Origin of the sequence: Mesorhizobium shangrilense (assembly GCF_040537815.1) — a bacterium.
Classification (GTDB): domain Bacteria; phylum Pseudomonadota; class Alphaproteobacteria; order Rhizobiales; family Rhizobiaceae; genus Mesorhizobium; species Mesorhizobium shangrilense.
In genome coordinates this window covers 3,048,123-3,061,980 of the sequence record NZ_JBEWSZ010000001.1, presented here as the reverse complement: position 1 = coordinate 3,061,980, position 13,858 = coordinate 3,048,123, and the positions used below count along the sequence as shown (strand labels likewise).

The following is a 13,858-nucleotide window of genomic DNA, read 5'->3' as shown; positions in this document are numbered from 1 at the left end:
AACACCTACCTGTTGGTCCCGATCCTGCTGATCGCGCTGCTCTTGAGCACTGCGGTCATCAGGGGGCCGAACCTCGTATCCTTGTCGGGGTTCGGCAGCGCGATCATCGTGTCGGCTCCCCTGATCCTGGCGACATTCTCGCTTATGGCCCTGGCTGTGGCGGGACGTGGCACTGTCGACTTGGCAGTCGGACCATTGCTCGCCTTCATCAATGTTACGATCGTCAAGCTCAACGGGCTCGGCATCGTGACGGGTCCCTTTGGCGTCTTTCTGGTCGCCCTTGGGATTGGCGTGCTCTACCAGCTCTTTTTCGCCCTCATCATCATTTTCGTGCGTGTCCAGCCGATCATAGTGGCGCTGAGTGGCTTTCTGGCCCTAACCGGCATCAACCTCGTCATCCTCCCAAGGCCTGGCGGCACCGCGCCCGACTGGATGTCGTCCTGGGGCCTCGGCAACACGATCTTTTCACCGATCCTTCTGATTGTGTTGCTGGCTATCGCGGCGTGGCTTCTGTTCACCATGACCTCGTTCTACGCAAACCTGCGGCTGATGGGCTACGACGAGCGCGCGGCCTATACCAGCGGTGTGCGCATCAATGTGGTTCGGATCGGCGCCCACGTCATTGCCGGTCTCTTCGTCGGCCTGGGCGCGATCTGCTATACCGCCCTGATTTCGTCCGGAGATCCGACACAGGGCACCACCATGACGCTGACGGCTGTCACTGCCCTCGTGCTCGGTGGGGTCAGCCTTTCGGGCGGGCGTGGTGGCGTAGCGGGGGGGCTGCTCGGCGCACTCAACCTATTCCTGATCGGCTATGTGCTGGCCACGTTCAATTTCGGCTCCACCCAAGCTTTTGTGACGCAGCTGTTCTACGGACTAATCCTCGTTCTGTCGCTGCTGCTGACCCTGCTCGTCCCGGTTATCGGGCGATACCTTTATTTCATTTCGCCCTTTGCGGCATTTGTCGTCCTGGGCTGCGTGGTTGTCGGGATCATGCTGTACATCAGCACCCGTGATACCTATGGCGTGGCAGCCGTCGCCGGCGAGGCCTTCAGGTCCAATCCGGACGTGATGACTCGCTATCTGCTGCTGCCCGTGCAGTCGGGAAGCGGGCCGGCTCTGCCCGATCTCACGCCGCTGCAAAAGACCGTCTTCGGCTTCGCCGCCATCGTGGCCTTGCTGACGTTCACGGTCCGCGTAATTGTGGCTGAAGCGGCTTCCGTGCGCCTCGGCGCCTTCATCTATGTTTTCGTCTCGGCACTCATCCTGCTCCTGTTCTTGGTCGTCGGCGAGCAAAGCCACGCAGCCGGAGTTCTGGCGACAGGACAATCTTTGGGGATCGGGCCATGAGCCAGGCTTTCGGCGACAACGGCCGCAGCGGCGGCCTCTTCATTCCGCGATCGCGCGCCCTGGTGTGGCTGAACCTCGCCGTCACATTTGTAGTTGCAGCGATCAGCTTCGGCCTGGGTTTTTGGCAGGGGATAACCGCCCAGGTCGTGATCCTCTACACCATCGTTTTGGCGGCCGTGCTGTTCTGGCTGATCAACTACGTCGCCGTCATCTTCGAGTCCCGATCTTCGTCTGTTGAAACCGACACTGCGGCCCCGGCCGGCGCTGGTGGCGTCTGGGCCGGCAACCGGGTCCTGATTATCACCATGGCGGTGATGCTGATCGTGTATCTGCTGATCACGGCCACGGTCCCATCCTTCAGATCCCTTGGCAACCTGATCGCCTTCCTGCTGCTGGAAGCGATCCTGGTCTTTGCATTCAAGGTCAGCAGCCGTTTCGCCCATGGCCGCAGCGCCTTTATTGGGTTGATTGTGCTGCTGGCGCTGATTGTGATCAGCTCCTTCACCATCAATGGGTTCCTCTCCGCCGCCAGCATCAAAGCAATTCTGCTGTTTGCAGCGTTCTTGGGCATCGCCTGCGTCGGGCAAACGCTGGTGGCGTTGCTGGGCGGTTTGGACCTCTCGATCCCGTTTGTGATCGGGTCTTCGAATATCGGGCTCCTTTTCCTGATCGGCCTTGGGGTACCATCCGGGCTGGCCGTCATTTTTGTGCTGTTGATCGGCGCCGCCCTGGGCTTCCTCAATGGCGTCCTGTCCTACCGCCTGCAGGGCCAAGCTCTGATCCTGACGCTCGGGATGGGTTTTTCGATCGCGGGTCTCGCTCAAATCCTGACCAGCATCGGGTCTTCGTTCGGTGGCAACGTCTTTGGGACCGTCCCCAAGTGGCTCCAGAACCTTGCCGCCATGAACGGTCGCACCTTCGGCCTCGCAGTCCCGCCGACAATTCTCCTGTGGATCGTAATTGCGATCATTGTCATTGTCGGACTGCGCTACTCTGCCTTTGGCCGGTATATTTACGCCCTTGGCGGCAATCGCCGCTCGGCCAAGCTGATCGGCGTCTCCGAGTTCAAATACTGGACCATCGCCTACACCATCAGCGGCTTCTCTGCCGCCCTGACCGGATGCCTGTTGCTGGGCTGGAGCGGCGGCGGGTTCATCGGGGTCGGCGACCAGTATCTTTTTACAACCCTGGCCGCAGTCGTGATCGGCGGGACGTCGCTCATGGGCGGATACGGCGGCTATGGCTACACCGTGATCGGGGTTCTCGTCCTACAAGTCCTGAGCGCCTTCCTGATCGGCATCGGACTCAAATACGAATGGCAACAATTCATCTTCGGTCTTCTGATCCTGCCGATGGTCGCGCTCTACGGCCGCGCCCCTCACATCAGAGCCCAGGTCTAGGGAAAGCCCATGTTTGGAACACTCTTTCAGTCCAGCGCTGTGGTCAGCACCGCGCTCAGCGTTGCAACCCTTGCCATGTTTGCCACAGCTGCCCTGGCAATGCTGGGCCTCACATGGACGTCCGAGCGCTGGCGGGTTCCGCTGGCGCTGTCGGGCGTTGCGCTCCTTGCGTCGGGCCTTGAATACTATGCCGCCTCCAACATCTGGCTGGCGGGCCAGCAGCTCAGCGCCGCCTCGCGTTATGTCGCGTGGTTCGTGGTCCAGCCGATGCAGGTCGCATCGGTGTTTTTCTTTGCGAGCATCGCGGGGAAAGTGCCCGTGGGCGTGTTCTGGCGGACACTAGCTGCGGCAATCCTGATGGTCCTCGCCCGCTACCTCGGTGACGCACGGATCTTCAACCCGACCCTTGGCGTGCTGCTGTCGATCGCCTTCTGGCTCTATATCCTTGGCGAGTTGTATTTCGGCGCCATGGCTGACGCGATCAGCAAGTCGACGCGGCCGATGCGGCTCGGCTATTTCTGGATCAGGCTGATCATGACGATCGGCTGGGCAATTTACCCGATCCTACATTTCGTGGACGTCGTTATCGGCACCGGACACGTGGCATCCATCATCGTGCTCTACACCATTGCCGACCTTATCAATCTCATCGCCGTCTCAATGATCGTCCTCGCCGTCGCCGGCGAGGAGCGTTTCTGAAGGCTGTCAATCTTCGCGCCAACGTGCTCGGCGCTCGCGGTTAAGTGGAGGATCTTCCCATGAATGGCTCAGATGTGATCGCAGTCGTTATTCTCGTAACGATCATCGTCGCGATCGGTGTCTACCTGCTGCACTGGCTCTATAGACACTCGTCCAAGGACCAGTCCTTCGTCCGCACCGGCCTCGGCGGCGAGCGGGTGGTCATGGGCGGCGGTGCGCTGATCATCCCGATTGTCCACGACATCACGCGCGTCAACATGAACGCGATCCCGGTGGAAATCCGCAGGCTCGGCGAGCAATCCCTGATCACCAGGAACAAAATGCGTATCGACATCATCGCCGAGTTCTTCGTGCGGGTGGTGCCGACGGAAGCCGGGGTGTCGACTGCGGCCCGGACGCTCGGGGACCGCACCCAGAACCCTGCCGCGCTGAAGGAGATCGTTCAGGGTCGGTTCGTAGATGCGATGTCGGCTATCGCCTCCACGATGACCATGGATGAAATCCACACCAACCGCGGCCGCTACATGAGTGAGGTTGCCGCCCTGGCGGCGACGACGCTCGGGTCGAATGGCCTCGAGCTTGAAAACGCCTCTCTGACGAGCCTCAACCAGACCGACATCTCCGTGTTTGATCCCTCCAATGCGTTCGATGCCGAAGGCCTGACGCAGCTGACCGAGCAGATCGAGGAACGCCGTCAGCTTCGCAACCGTATCGAAAACGATTCTCGGATCGGCATTAAGCTTAAGGATTTCGAGACCGAGCAGCGGGCTCTGGAGATCGAGCGTGACCTTGAGTACGCCCGCATCGAACAGACGCAAGCGATCGAAATCCGCAAAGCCGCCCAGCTGGCCGAGATTGAGGCTGAAAGATCGAGCTCCACAATCAGTATTCAGAATGCCAGGGTCCGCAGTGAACAAGAAGGCGAGCGGATTCGTATCGCCAAGGACCGGCTGATCGATTCCGAGCGGATCAACACCCTGTCGGAAGTGCGGTCGCTGGAGATCAGGAAGCAGCAAGAGACTGAATTGACGGAGATCATGTCGCGCCGCGAGCTCGAAATGCAGAGAATCCAGAACCGCCGGGAAATCGAGGCAGAGCGGATCGATAACGAGCAACATGTGAAGGAGTCTGAAATCCGTTCGCGTCAGGAGCTGTCGATCATCGAGACGACCTCATCGGCCGAGATCGACCAGGCCAAACTGGAGAACCAGCGGATAACCGAGTCGCACCGTATTGAAACCGATAAAACCATTGAGTTGCTGGCCGTGGCGAAGTCGAAAGAGGTTCGCATCAGCAACGAACTTGCTGAGGCTGACCAGGAAAAGGCACGCTTGAAGAAACGTTACGATGTCGATGTCGAACGCTTGAGGGTCGACGAGGAAATCGTGCAGCTCGAGATCGAGAAAAACCAGAAGATCAAGCTCGCCGAGACCAAGGCGTTTCAGGAGATCCAGGACGCGTCGATCGCTGCCAACCGCCAGATCGACGAGTTGCGCATCGCTGCGCGGAAGTTTGTCGATAAGTATGAGATCGAACAGCAGAAAGAAGTCGAGATTGTTGACAAGGAGCGCCTGATCGCGGTGATCAATAAGTCGATCGAGGAAGCCTATGCGAAGACCGAAGCTGCGGAAGCCCTGAAAAAACAGGTTGAACAGGAAGAGCAGGTCAACAGCGCACGCGAGGAAGAAGTGGCCGGACGTATCAAGCGGATTGAACTCATCCAGTCCTCGTCCAGGGTCGAGCGCGACGCACAACGTGTCGTTTCTTCGGCCAAGGCCGAGAAAGAGGCCACGGAACTCAGGGCGCTGGCGGAAATCGCCGAGTCCAATGCGGCCGAGGTCCGCTATGCCAAGGACGCTGCCGGACAGCGCATGCTCAACGAGTCCGAAAACACTCGTTCGGACGCCAGCAGACGGAGTGCCATCTACGAAAATCTCGTCAGCAATCTGCCGAGCATCATCCGCGAGACGGTCAAGCCGATGGAAAACATCGAATCGATCAAGATCCTCCAGGTCGACGGCCTGCCCGGCATCAACAGTCCTTCCGAGAAGGCAGGCGGCGATGGCGGCTCGGGCGGCGGCAACATGACGGATCGCGTCGTGAATTCCGCCATGAAATATCGCACCCAGGTCGCCTTCGTAGACGGTCTCATGAAGGACCTGGGATTGCCGGTCGAAAACCTCGGAAGCGCAGGTGGCATGTCGTTCCGCAACTTCCAGGGTCCGGACGCGCCGAAGGACAAGGACGACTGAGTGCGTCCGTAGCTAGCGAGAGCAACCGATGACCCCGCTCGACAAAAACGAAGCGCTGGACCGCCACGCCTTGGTCATGGCCTGCTGGTTGGCAGCGGCCTTGCCCGCCGCGATCCTGTTTCAGTATGGATTTGGCCAGGGCGGAACACCCTATCTCCTTGCCGCGTTCGCGGCCATTCTGGCGGGCTTTGTCGCCCACGTGATCGTCAATGTGGTCTACGGGACGGGGTTCTCGCCCCGAGAACTAGGGCTCGGCCTGGTCATCTACGGACTCGCGCTGGTGCTGTTCGTTGTTCTGTCGCTGGTCAGCGCGCCTTTTGCCGCGCACAACTTCTTGCCGCTGAGCATCGGTTTTATCGCGATGGGGGCCGTGGTCGTTTTCTACCTGATCACCCGGTTCGGGGCACGGCAGGCCTTCGAAGCGTTCGACGTTATCCGGGACTTCCGCTCGGATGACCGAGATTCAAAACGCTCGCCGGGGGACCATACATGACCCCGCTATTGGTCTCCGTGCTCGGCATTGTCTCGGTCTTGGGTCTTTATCTCGCGACCATCAGCGGCCGTCACACCCAGCAACCCGGTGATTTCGTCGACGCGGGCCTGGCATTGCCGCCGTGGGTGATCATATTTGCCGGCGCCGGCATCACTTTGGCCAGCCTCAGCCTTCCCAATCATCTGCTTTTGCTCGCCACCTTCGGCCTTCAATATAACCAGATCGCAGGCGGCCTCATCTGTGTCGCCCTTTGCGCTGCCGTCACGCAGAAGCGGGTCTGGCTTGCCGCCCGGCTGACCTCGCTGCGCACGCTTGGTGACCTGCTTGGCGATTACTTCGGTAGCACGACACTTCGCATCTACATGCTGCTCGTGCTGTTCCTTTTCAGCATCCCCTTTGCAGCGATGTGCCTATCTCAGGCGGGAGCGCTGGTGAGCGCTGCGACCGCCAACGACGTTCCGGCCGGTCTCGCAATCTGGTCGATCGCGTTCGTCCTGTTCCTTTGCAGCGTGATCGGAGGCTGGCGCGGGATCGCCTATCTTGTCGCCGCCCAGTCCTTGTTGGTCTTGGCCCTCATGATCTTTTTCGGCGCTTTCACGGGCTTCACGCTCGACAAATTGGCATTCGCCGCCAACGGGATTGGGACAGCCAGCGGCGTGCTGCCGGACAGGATCCCGGGCGTGATCCAGTTTGGCGCCGGCATTGGTAAGGAGCTGCCGGCTGGGGGGCTCTGGACCACCTTCGCGGGACTGACGTTCGCGCTCTCTCTGGGCGGCATCGCGATAAGTCCCGGCTTCAGCTTTCTAGGTGTGACCAGTGCGCCGCGCCGCGGCTTTGCATTTGGCCAGGTCTGGATGATCGCAGGTCTTGCGGCGGGCGCCCTGATACTGATCGGGCCGGTTCTGGCTGCGGAGATTGCGGCCAGTGGCTCGCTGACAGCCTTCACGATACGACTGGCAGCGCTGGATCCGATGGTGGCGGTGGGCTTTACTGTCCTTCTGGTCGCGTCGGGCCAGATCGCCGTCGCATTCTTTGCCGGATCGGGAGCATCGGTCTGCACCATCGAGCTGACGTCACGCTACATCATCCCGGGCATGGACCAGCGTTCGACGCGGTTTGCCGCGCGGGTGACCCTGGCGCTCGTCTACGGAGCTGTCGCCGCCGTCGCGAGCTATGCGCCCCTCAGCGCGACAATCTTCTCATCCCTCACGCTCAGCCTGTCTATGCAACTGCTGCCTGCGGTGCTCGGCTTGTGCTGGGTGCGTTGGATCAGCCGCAGCGGTGTTCTGGCTGGTCTGATTGTAGGAAGCCTTTGCGTGGTGTTCACCGAGAGCTTTGGACTGGTGCTGTTCGAGCGGCTCTTCGTCGACCTGCCATGGGGTCGCTGGCCCTTGTCAGTCCATTCGGCTGGATGGGGACTTGCGACCAATTTCACCGCATGCCTCCTTGTGTCCCTGTTCACTCGAAGCGATGCTGAGCGGGGTCGCAGAGATTGCCTCCATGACGCTTTCGAGGAGAGCACGCCGGCGCGTAAAGGGAGCCAGGCGGCCACAACGGCAAAATGGTCCCTGACGCTGCTGTGGGCGTTTTTCGCGCTCGGCCCCGGTGCAATCCTCGGCAATACTTTTTTCAGCGAGCCGATTTTTGCGGGGACCGTGGTGGCGCCGGGAATGCCTTCGCTGCTGATCTGGCAGGTCATGTTCTGGTTTGTCGGCGTATTAATCGTGTGGTGGCTGGCCTACCAGGGGCGCCTCTCAGTTATCGATGAACGTCCTCGCCACAAGATCGTCCTCGTGCCGGACGTGAACCCTTTGTTTGAGCCCGTCACGACCCCGTGGATCGCACGGTTCCTCGACCGCGTGACGGGCCGGTAACGGGGGCAGGGCATGGAAGGCATCGACCTCAGGCGTCTGCGCTATTTCATCGCGGTTTGCGAACACGGCGGCTTCTCCCGCGCGTCTCAATCCATCGGAATTGCGCAGCCATCCCTAACGCGACAGATCAAGCTGCTGGAAAGGGATATCGGCATTTCGCTGATCAACCGAAGTGGGCGCGGTGCCGAACCCACTGCCGAAGGACAGTTCCTTCTTGATCAGTCGCGCGTGCACATCGCTGGACTCGATGATGCGGTCCGTGAGGTGCGCCAGCGCTCGGATAAGCTCAAAGGCGAAATCTCACTCGGAATATGCCCAACCATCGTGCCGCTGTTTCTGGAGGACATTCGGCATTTTGTCGAAGCCCAATATCATGGTGTGATGCTGAATGTAGTCGAAGCTTACAGCGGCGACCTCGCCAATCTCATGCGCGGCGGCCGGCTCGACGCTGCGCTCACCTATCGGCCCAGTGCGCCAGATCAGCTCGACGTCCTTGATCTGTTTGCAGAGCGCCTCGTGCTGGTAACCTCCTATGCCGGCGCCCAGGTCGACGCGCCGCGCGAGCTGGGAGACATCAGCGAGTTAAAGTTGATACTGCCGAGCGAAATCCATGAATTGCGTCGGATCATCGACCGGGTCTACCGCGAGCGTGGCATCGCGCTGCAGCCGGAGCTCGAACTCGACTCGCTCAGCGCCGTGAAAGCTGTCATCGCGGACAAAACCACCCAGTACGCAACGATTCTGCCGCATTCGAGCGTGACTCGCGAGCTTGCCGATCACGTGCTGAGCGCCTATGCGATCGCCGACAAGGACATGACCCGCACCATTGCCATTGTCCGGCCAAAGGAAGTCAGTTCTCGGCAAGTGGTCCTCGCCGCCTTAATCGAAGAAGTCCGCCGGCTGGCGGGACGGGTCAAGAGATTCATGGGCAGCGCGGACGCAATGTTACTGGGACAAGGATAGACGGATCGCCAGTTTTCGGCATTGCCTCAATAACGAAATGTTATACGGTGGCCTTCCACGGAGCGTAGGAAGCCGTTTTGGACCTTCGGCAGCTTAAATATTTTTCCAAGGTCGTCGAGAGCGGCTCGTTCTCGAAAGCTGCGACGCAGCTGCATGTGGCTCAGCCCGCGTTGAGCCAGCATGTCAGACACATGGAAGAGGAACTCGGCTTAACTCTTCTGCATCGCGGGCCGCATGGCGTCAGTGCGACCGAAGCGGGCGCGCGGCTGATGGTGCATGCCAAGCGCATTCTTGCCGAGTTTGCCGAAATTACCGACAGTGTCCGGGGCGCCACCATAGCCCCTCGCGGCGAGGTGCGGTTCGGCCTTCCGGGTACAGTAAGCGAGCTTCTTGCGGCGCCGCTGATCGAGGCCGCCCGCGAGCGGTTCCCCGAGGTGCGCATCCGCGTCGTTGAGGCGATGAGCGGCTACATTCTGGAATGGTTGAAGCGCGGGGAGGTTGACCTCGCGATGATTTATGCCACCTCGGATCCACGCGGACTCGCGGTACATCACGGCTTGTCCGAGGAAATCTGTCTCTTTGCCAGTACGTCGATGCCGGGCCAGGCCGACTTGCAGGGCTCTTCTGTTGAGCTTCGCGACGTTGCCGGATTGCCCCTCGTTGTGCCGGGCCCAGGCCACGGCCTGCGAGAACTGATCGAAGCCGTGGCAACGTCAGTCCAGGTCGCCATCAACCCGGCGATCGAAATCGACTCCTACAACCAAATCAAGCGATTGGTGACACGGCGGATCGGTTACGGGATACTGCCGCGGACGGCAATCAACGCTGAGGCGCAGGCCGGTCTGTTCCGGGCGTGGAGTTTCCAAAACCCGCCGATTACCCGGAAAGTGTACCTGGCTTACTCAACGGAACGGCCGTTGCAGACAGCGCCCCGCGCCGTCGGGCAGCTATCGTGGGAGATCCTTCGCCAGTTGGTCAAGGACCAGATCTGGAGCGCTGAACTATCCGACGAAAACCAACGGCCCGACCTCTTCGGCTAGGATCCTCCAGGCGGGCGGCCGACTGTACGGTTTCGCTATACCTCCCATTACAAAACGCTATTTGACGGAGGGACCCCTTCCGGTGCGATGGTATTGGAAAAGCAGCATAAGGAGCGAGCCATGGCAGGCACGCTGGAGGGAACGACCGTCATCTCGCTGGAGCAAGCCGTGGCCGCGCCTTTGGCGACGTCCCGTCTGGCCGACGCCGGCGCGCGGGTCATCAAGCTCGAGCGCCCCGAGGGCGACTTCGCGCGCGGCTATGACGACTATGTTCACGGCCTCTCAAGCTATTTCATCTGGAACAACCGCGGCAAGCAATCCTGCACCGTCGATTTGAAGCAGCCGGATGATCTGGCGCTGGTCGAATCCATGCTCGCCAGCGCCGACGTGTTCGTCCAGAACCTCGCGCCTGGCGCGACCGACAGGCTGGGCATCGGCAGCGCCGACCTCAGACGGCGATTCCCGAGGCTAATCGTCTGTGACATCGGTGGCTACGCGCCCGGAACGCCCGACCACGAGCGGAAAGCCTACGATCTGCTGATCCAGGCGGAAGCGGGTTTGGCGGGGGTCACAGGATCAGCAACGTCAGGCCCGACCCGGGTCGGCATATCGATATCCGATATCGCCACGGGACAGGGGGCCTACGCTGCCATCCTAGAAGCCCTGATCATGCGCAGTCGAACCGGGGAAGGGGCTCACCTGCAGGTTTCGCTGTTCGACACCCTCGCCGAATATATGAACGTGCCCTACCTGGCCCGCCACTACGGCGGCAGGGAGCCGCGACGGCTCGGCCTCGCCCATCCGTCGATCGCGCCCTACGGGTTGTTTCGGGTGAGTGACGGGGAAATCCTGATCGCCGTCCAGAACGAACGCGAGTGGGTTGTTTTCTGCGACAATGTTCTGCGTCAGTCCTCGGTCGCTACAGATCCGAGATTCGAACGCAACGTGCTCCGTATCAAAAACCGCGAGCCGCTTGACGCATGCGTGCAGGTGATCCTGGCGACCTACACCATGTCTGCATTGTGCGAACTGTTGGACCAAGTGCGCATTGCATATGGGCGTGTGTCAACCATGGCGGATCTGGCCGTGCATCGTAGTGCCACCAAAGTCCCGGTTGAAACCGCAGTTGGTCAAGTCGAGCTGTTTGCGCCGCCGGTCACCGTTAATGGCAAGCGTCCCGTGCTTGGCAGGGTGCCTTCACTCGGGGAACACGATCTGGCTTTGCGTCAGGAGTTTGGTCCTCCGGATACGGTCGGTTCCAAACGGATAGGGAATGCAGCACCATGAGCTTGACCCGCGACCTGACCCGGTTAATCCGTGAAAAGCCGGTGACCGACGGCGACCTGGAATGGGCATCGCTGTTCGTCCTGGATACGCTCGCCTGCGCCCTTGGCGCGTTGCCAACCGAGCCCGCCCGCATGCTGAAGGCGGTCGCCCCGCTGGCGCAAGCAGATACCGCCCGCAAGGCGTTTTACCTGGGCGGCCTGTCTCATATTCTGGAGATGGATGACCTTCACCGGGACTCGGTGACCCATCCGGGCAGCGTCGTCATTCCTGCGGCCTGGGCGGTGGCCCACGATCACGATCTTGGCGGCGAAGCGTTTCTCCGCGCGGTTTTGGCGGGATACGAGGCCTGTTGCCGTGTCGGCATGTCTGTCGGCAAGAAACATTACCGGGTCTGGCACAACACCTCGACCTGCGGGCCGTTCGGGGCGGCGCTTGCCGTGGCGGAGCTCCTCGGCCTCGACGACACCAGGACCGTGTGGGCCCTTGGGAATGCTGGAACCCAGTCATCGGGGCTCTGGGAGTTCCTTGCCGAAGGCGCGATGAGCAAGCATCTCCACACTGCCAGGGCCGCGGAATCAGGCGTCCTCGCGTCGTTCTTGGCCAAAGAAGGGTTCACGGGCGCGGAGAACATCCTGGAAGGCGAGAAGGGCTTTTTCGCCGGTCTGTGTTTGGACCCGATTCCGGAGGCCGTGACGGCCGGGCCTGAGCGGGCTTGGCAACTGATCAACACCTCGATCAAGCCATGGCCGTGCTGCAGGCATACCCACCCGGCGATCGACGGAGCGATCGCCTTGCACAACGAGATCGCCGGGGAAGCCATCGCGAGGGTTCATGTCGGGGCTTACCGAGCTGCCCTCGACGTCTGCGACCGGCCCACCCCCGAGGACCCTTACAGCGCGAAATTCTCGCTGCAGCACACGGTGGCGATAGCGCTTGCGGACGGCCGTGTCGACCAGGCCAGCTTTGATGCTGATGCACGGCAACGGATGGTCGATGAACGCAAAAAGGTCGAGGTCGAGCTAGCGCCGAAGATCGATGCCGCCTATCCGGAGTCGTGGGGCGCCGAGGTGATTGTCGAGACGGCTTCCGGCAGACGCCTTTCCGCCGCCCGATACGACGCCAAGGGCGATCCCGATAACCCGGTGACGGCCGCCGAACTGTCTCAGAAGGCGCGCACGCAGCTCGTCGCTGGCGGCACTTCGGAGGCCCGTGCCGACGACCTGATCGGCGCTATCCTTGGCCTCCCCGATAACCGTCCAGTGCGCTCGCTGGGTTTATTTGAAACCGCTGGGGACGCGGGTCCCCAGGTCCGTGCCGCGCGGAGCGCCTGATGTTTAAGGACCACGATAACGAAGACATCCGCGACGCAGTGCGACGACTCTGCGAGCGGTTCCCGGGCGAATATTGGCGCAAGCTTGATGCAGACCGCGCCTACCCAGTGGATTTCGTCAATGCGCTGACCGAGGCCGGCTACCTCGCGACGCTGATCCCCGAGGAATACGGCGGGTCTGGCTTGACGCTTTCGGCCGCTGCCGCCGTGCTCGAGGAAATTCAGCGCGCCGGATGCAACGGCGCCGCGTGCCACGCCCAGATGTACGTCATGGGCACAGTCCTGCGGCATGGCAATGAGTTGCAAAAGGAGCGGTATCTCCCAAAGATCGCCTCCGGCGAGCTAAGGCTGCAGGCGTTCGGCGTTACCGAGCCCACTAGCGGCACTGACACGACCTCGATCCGGACATTTGCCCGCAAGGACGGCGACCACTATGTAGTCAACGGACAGAAGATCTGGACCAGCCGGGCAGAATATTCCGACCTGATGCTGCTGCTCGCGCGCACCACCCCCAAGGACCAGGTGGCCAAACGGACCGAAGGCCTTTCGGTGTTTATTCTAGACATGCGGGAGGCACTCAAGCAGGGCCTTTCGATCCGGCCGATCCGGACGATGATGAACCATTCCACGACCGAAGTCTTTTTCGACAATGTGAAGATCCCTGCCGAAAACCTGGTCGGCGAGGAAGGCAAGGGCTTCCGCTACATCCTCTCCGGGATGAATGCCGAGCGAATCCTGATCGCCGCCGAATGTGTAGGTGACGCCAAGTGGCTGATCAACAAGGCTTCCACGTACGCCTGCGACCGTAACGTCTTCGGCCGGGCAATCGGCGCCAATCAGGGCATTCAGTTTCCTATCGCCAGAGCTTACGCCAACATGCGTGCAGCCGAACTCATGGTCCGCGAAGCCACGCGGCTCTATGAGGCCGGTCAGGACTGCGGCGCTGAAGCGAACATGGCCAAGATGCTGGCTGCTGACGCTTCCAATGAAGCCGCAAACGCCTGTATCCAGACCCATGGCGGCTTCGGGTTCGCTGAGGAATATGACGTCGAACGCAAGTTTCGCGAAACCCGGCTTTACCAAGTCGCGCCGATCTCGACGAACCTCATCCTGTCCTACCTCTCCGAGCATGTGCTCGGAATGCCACGTTCCTACTGACGGGCAAGGCCA

General features: G+C 61.0%; 12 protein-coding genes. 11 read left to right on the top strand and 1 reads right to left on the bottom strand.

Going from position 1 to position 13,858, the window contains the following annotated elements; translation table 11 throughout:
• Positions 1 to 5: 5 nt before the first annotated feature.
• A complete protein-coding gene (locus tag ABVQ20_RS15130; protein WP_354462267.1) occupies positions 6 to 209 on the bottom strand; it encodes a hypothetical protein in 204 nt (67 codons plus the stop codon).
• Here ABVQ20_RS15130 and ABVQ20_RS15125 point away from each other — a divergent pair.
• The 11 genes from ABVQ20_RS15125 to ABVQ20_RS15075 all read left to right on the top strand — a co-directional run bounded on the left by ABVQ20_RS15125 (position 145) and on the right by ABVQ20_RS15075 (position 13,846).
• Entirely contained in the window at positions 145 to 1,350 is a 1,206-nt protein-coding gene (locus tag ABVQ20_RS15125; RefSeq protein ID WP_354462184.1) for an ABC transporter permease subunit, read from the top strand. The two genes, ABVQ20_RS15130 and ABVQ20_RS15125, sit on opposite strands and share 65 nt — an antisense overlap.
• Entirely contained in the window at positions 1,347 to 2,750 is a 1,404-nt protein-coding gene (locus ABVQ20_RS15120) for an ABC transporter permease (protein WP_354460318.1), read from the top strand. The genes ABVQ20_RS15125 and ABVQ20_RS15120 overlap by 4 nt, the downstream gene beginning before the upstream one ends.
• Before the next feature lie 9 nt (positions 2,751 to 2,759).
• Positions 2,760 to 3,449: a bacteriorhodopsin gene (locus ABVQ20_RS15115; RefSeq protein WP_354460317.1), complete on the top strand. Its 690-nt coding sequence runs from the start codon at positions 2,760 to 2,762 to the stop codon at positions 3,447 to 3,449.
• A gap of 44 nt (positions 3,450 to 3,493) precedes the next feature.
• Positions 3,494 to 5,701, top strand: a complete 2,208-nt coding sequence (locus ABVQ20_RS15110; protein ID WP_354460316.1) for a flotillin family protein — start codon at positions 3,494 to 3,496, stop codon at positions 5,699 to 5,701.
• A 28-nt stretch (positions 5,702 to 5,729) separates the two neighbouring features.
• Positions 5,730 to 6,194, top strand: coding sequence for a hypothetical protein (locus tag ABVQ20_RS15105; RefSeq protein WP_354460315.1), 465 nt, complete (start codon positions 5,730 to 5,732; stop codon positions 6,192 to 6,194).
• Positions 6,191 to 8,068: a hypothetical protein gene (locus ABVQ20_RS15100; RefSeq protein ID WP_354460314.1), complete on the top strand. Its 1,878-nt coding sequence runs from the start codon at positions 6,191 to 6,193 to the stop codon at positions 8,066 to 8,068. Before ABVQ20_RS15105 ends, ABVQ20_RS15100 begins: the two co-directional genes overlap by 4 nt.
• A gap of 12 nt (positions 8,069 to 8,080) precedes the next feature.
• Complete coding sequence (locus ABVQ20_RS15095; protein ID WP_354460313.1) at positions 8,081 to 9,031, top strand: LysR family transcriptional regulator; 951 nt, start codon at positions 8,081 to 8,083, stop codon at positions 9,029 to 9,031.
• Between the two features lie 77 nt (positions 9,032 to 9,108).
• Positions 9,109 to 10,071: a LysR family transcriptional regulator gene (locus ABVQ20_RS15090; RefSeq protein WP_354460312.1), complete on the top strand. Its 963-nt coding sequence runs from the start codon at positions 9,109 to 9,111 to the stop codon at positions 10,069 to 10,071.
• Between the two features lie 120 nt (positions 10,072 to 10,191).
• The gene (locus ABVQ20_RS15085) at positions 10,192 to 11,358 is read left to right on the top strand and encodes a CaiB/BaiF CoA transferase family protein (protein WP_354460311.1); all 1,167 of its coding nucleotides are present in this window, start codon (positions 10,192 to 10,194) and stop codon (positions 11,356 to 11,358) included.
• Positions 11,355 to 12,689: an MmgE/PrpD family protein gene (locus ABVQ20_RS15080; protein WP_354460310.1), complete on the top strand. Its 1,335-nt coding sequence runs from the start codon at positions 11,355 to 11,357 to the stop codon at positions 12,687 to 12,689. The genes ABVQ20_RS15085 and ABVQ20_RS15080 overlap by 4 nt, the downstream gene beginning before the upstream one ends.
• Positions 12,689 to 13,846 (top strand): acyl-CoA dehydrogenase family protein, encoded by a 1,158-nt coding sequence (locus ABVQ20_RS15075; RefSeq protein WP_354460309.1) that lies wholly within the window; start codon positions 12,689 to 12,691, stop codon positions 13,844 to 13,846. The genes ABVQ20_RS15080 and ABVQ20_RS15075 overlap by 1 nt, the downstream gene beginning before the upstream one ends.
• Positions 13,847 to 13,858: the final 12 nt, after the last annotated feature.

Coding starts and splice junctions, on each gene's coding strand:
- ABVQ20_RS15105 (WP_354460315.1), top strand. CDS start 5,730: ATGACCCCGCTCGACAAAAACGAAGCGCTGGACCGCCACGCCTTGGTC.
- ABVQ20_RS15080 (WP_354460310.1), top strand. CDS start 11,355: ATGAGCTTGACCCGCGACCTGACCCGGTTAATCCGTGAAAAGCCGGTG.
- ABVQ20_RS15120 (WP_354460318.1), top strand. CDS start 1,347: ATGAGCCAGGCTTTCGGCGACAACGGCCGCAGCGGCGGCCTCTTCATT.
- ABVQ20_RS15095 (WP_354460313.1), top strand. CDS start 8,081: ATGGAAGGCATCGACCTCAGGCGTCTGCGCTATTTCATCGCGGTTTGC.
- ABVQ20_RS15085 (WP_354460311.1), top strand. CDS start 10,192: ATGGCAGGCACGCTGGAGGGAACGACCGTCATCTCGCTGGAGCAAGCC.
- ABVQ20_RS15100 (WP_354460314.1), top strand. CDS start 6,191: ATGACCCCGCTATTGGTCTCCGTGCTCGGCATTGTCTCGGTCTTGGGT.
- ABVQ20_RS15075 (WP_354460309.1), top strand. CDS start 12,689: ATGTTTAAGGACCACGATAACGAAGACATCCGCGACGCAGTGCGACGA.
- ABVQ20_RS15125 (WP_354462184.1), top strand. CDS start 145: ATGGCCCTGGCTGTGGCGGGACGTGGCACTGTCGACTTGGCAGTCGGA.
- ABVQ20_RS15115 (WP_354460317.1), top strand. CDS start 2,760: ATGTTTGGAACACTCTTTCAGTCCAGCGCTGTGGTCAGCACCGCGCTC.
- ABVQ20_RS15130 (WP_354462267.1), bottom strand. CDS start 209: ATGAAGGCGAGCAATGGTCCGACTGCCAAGTCGACAGTGCCACGTCCC.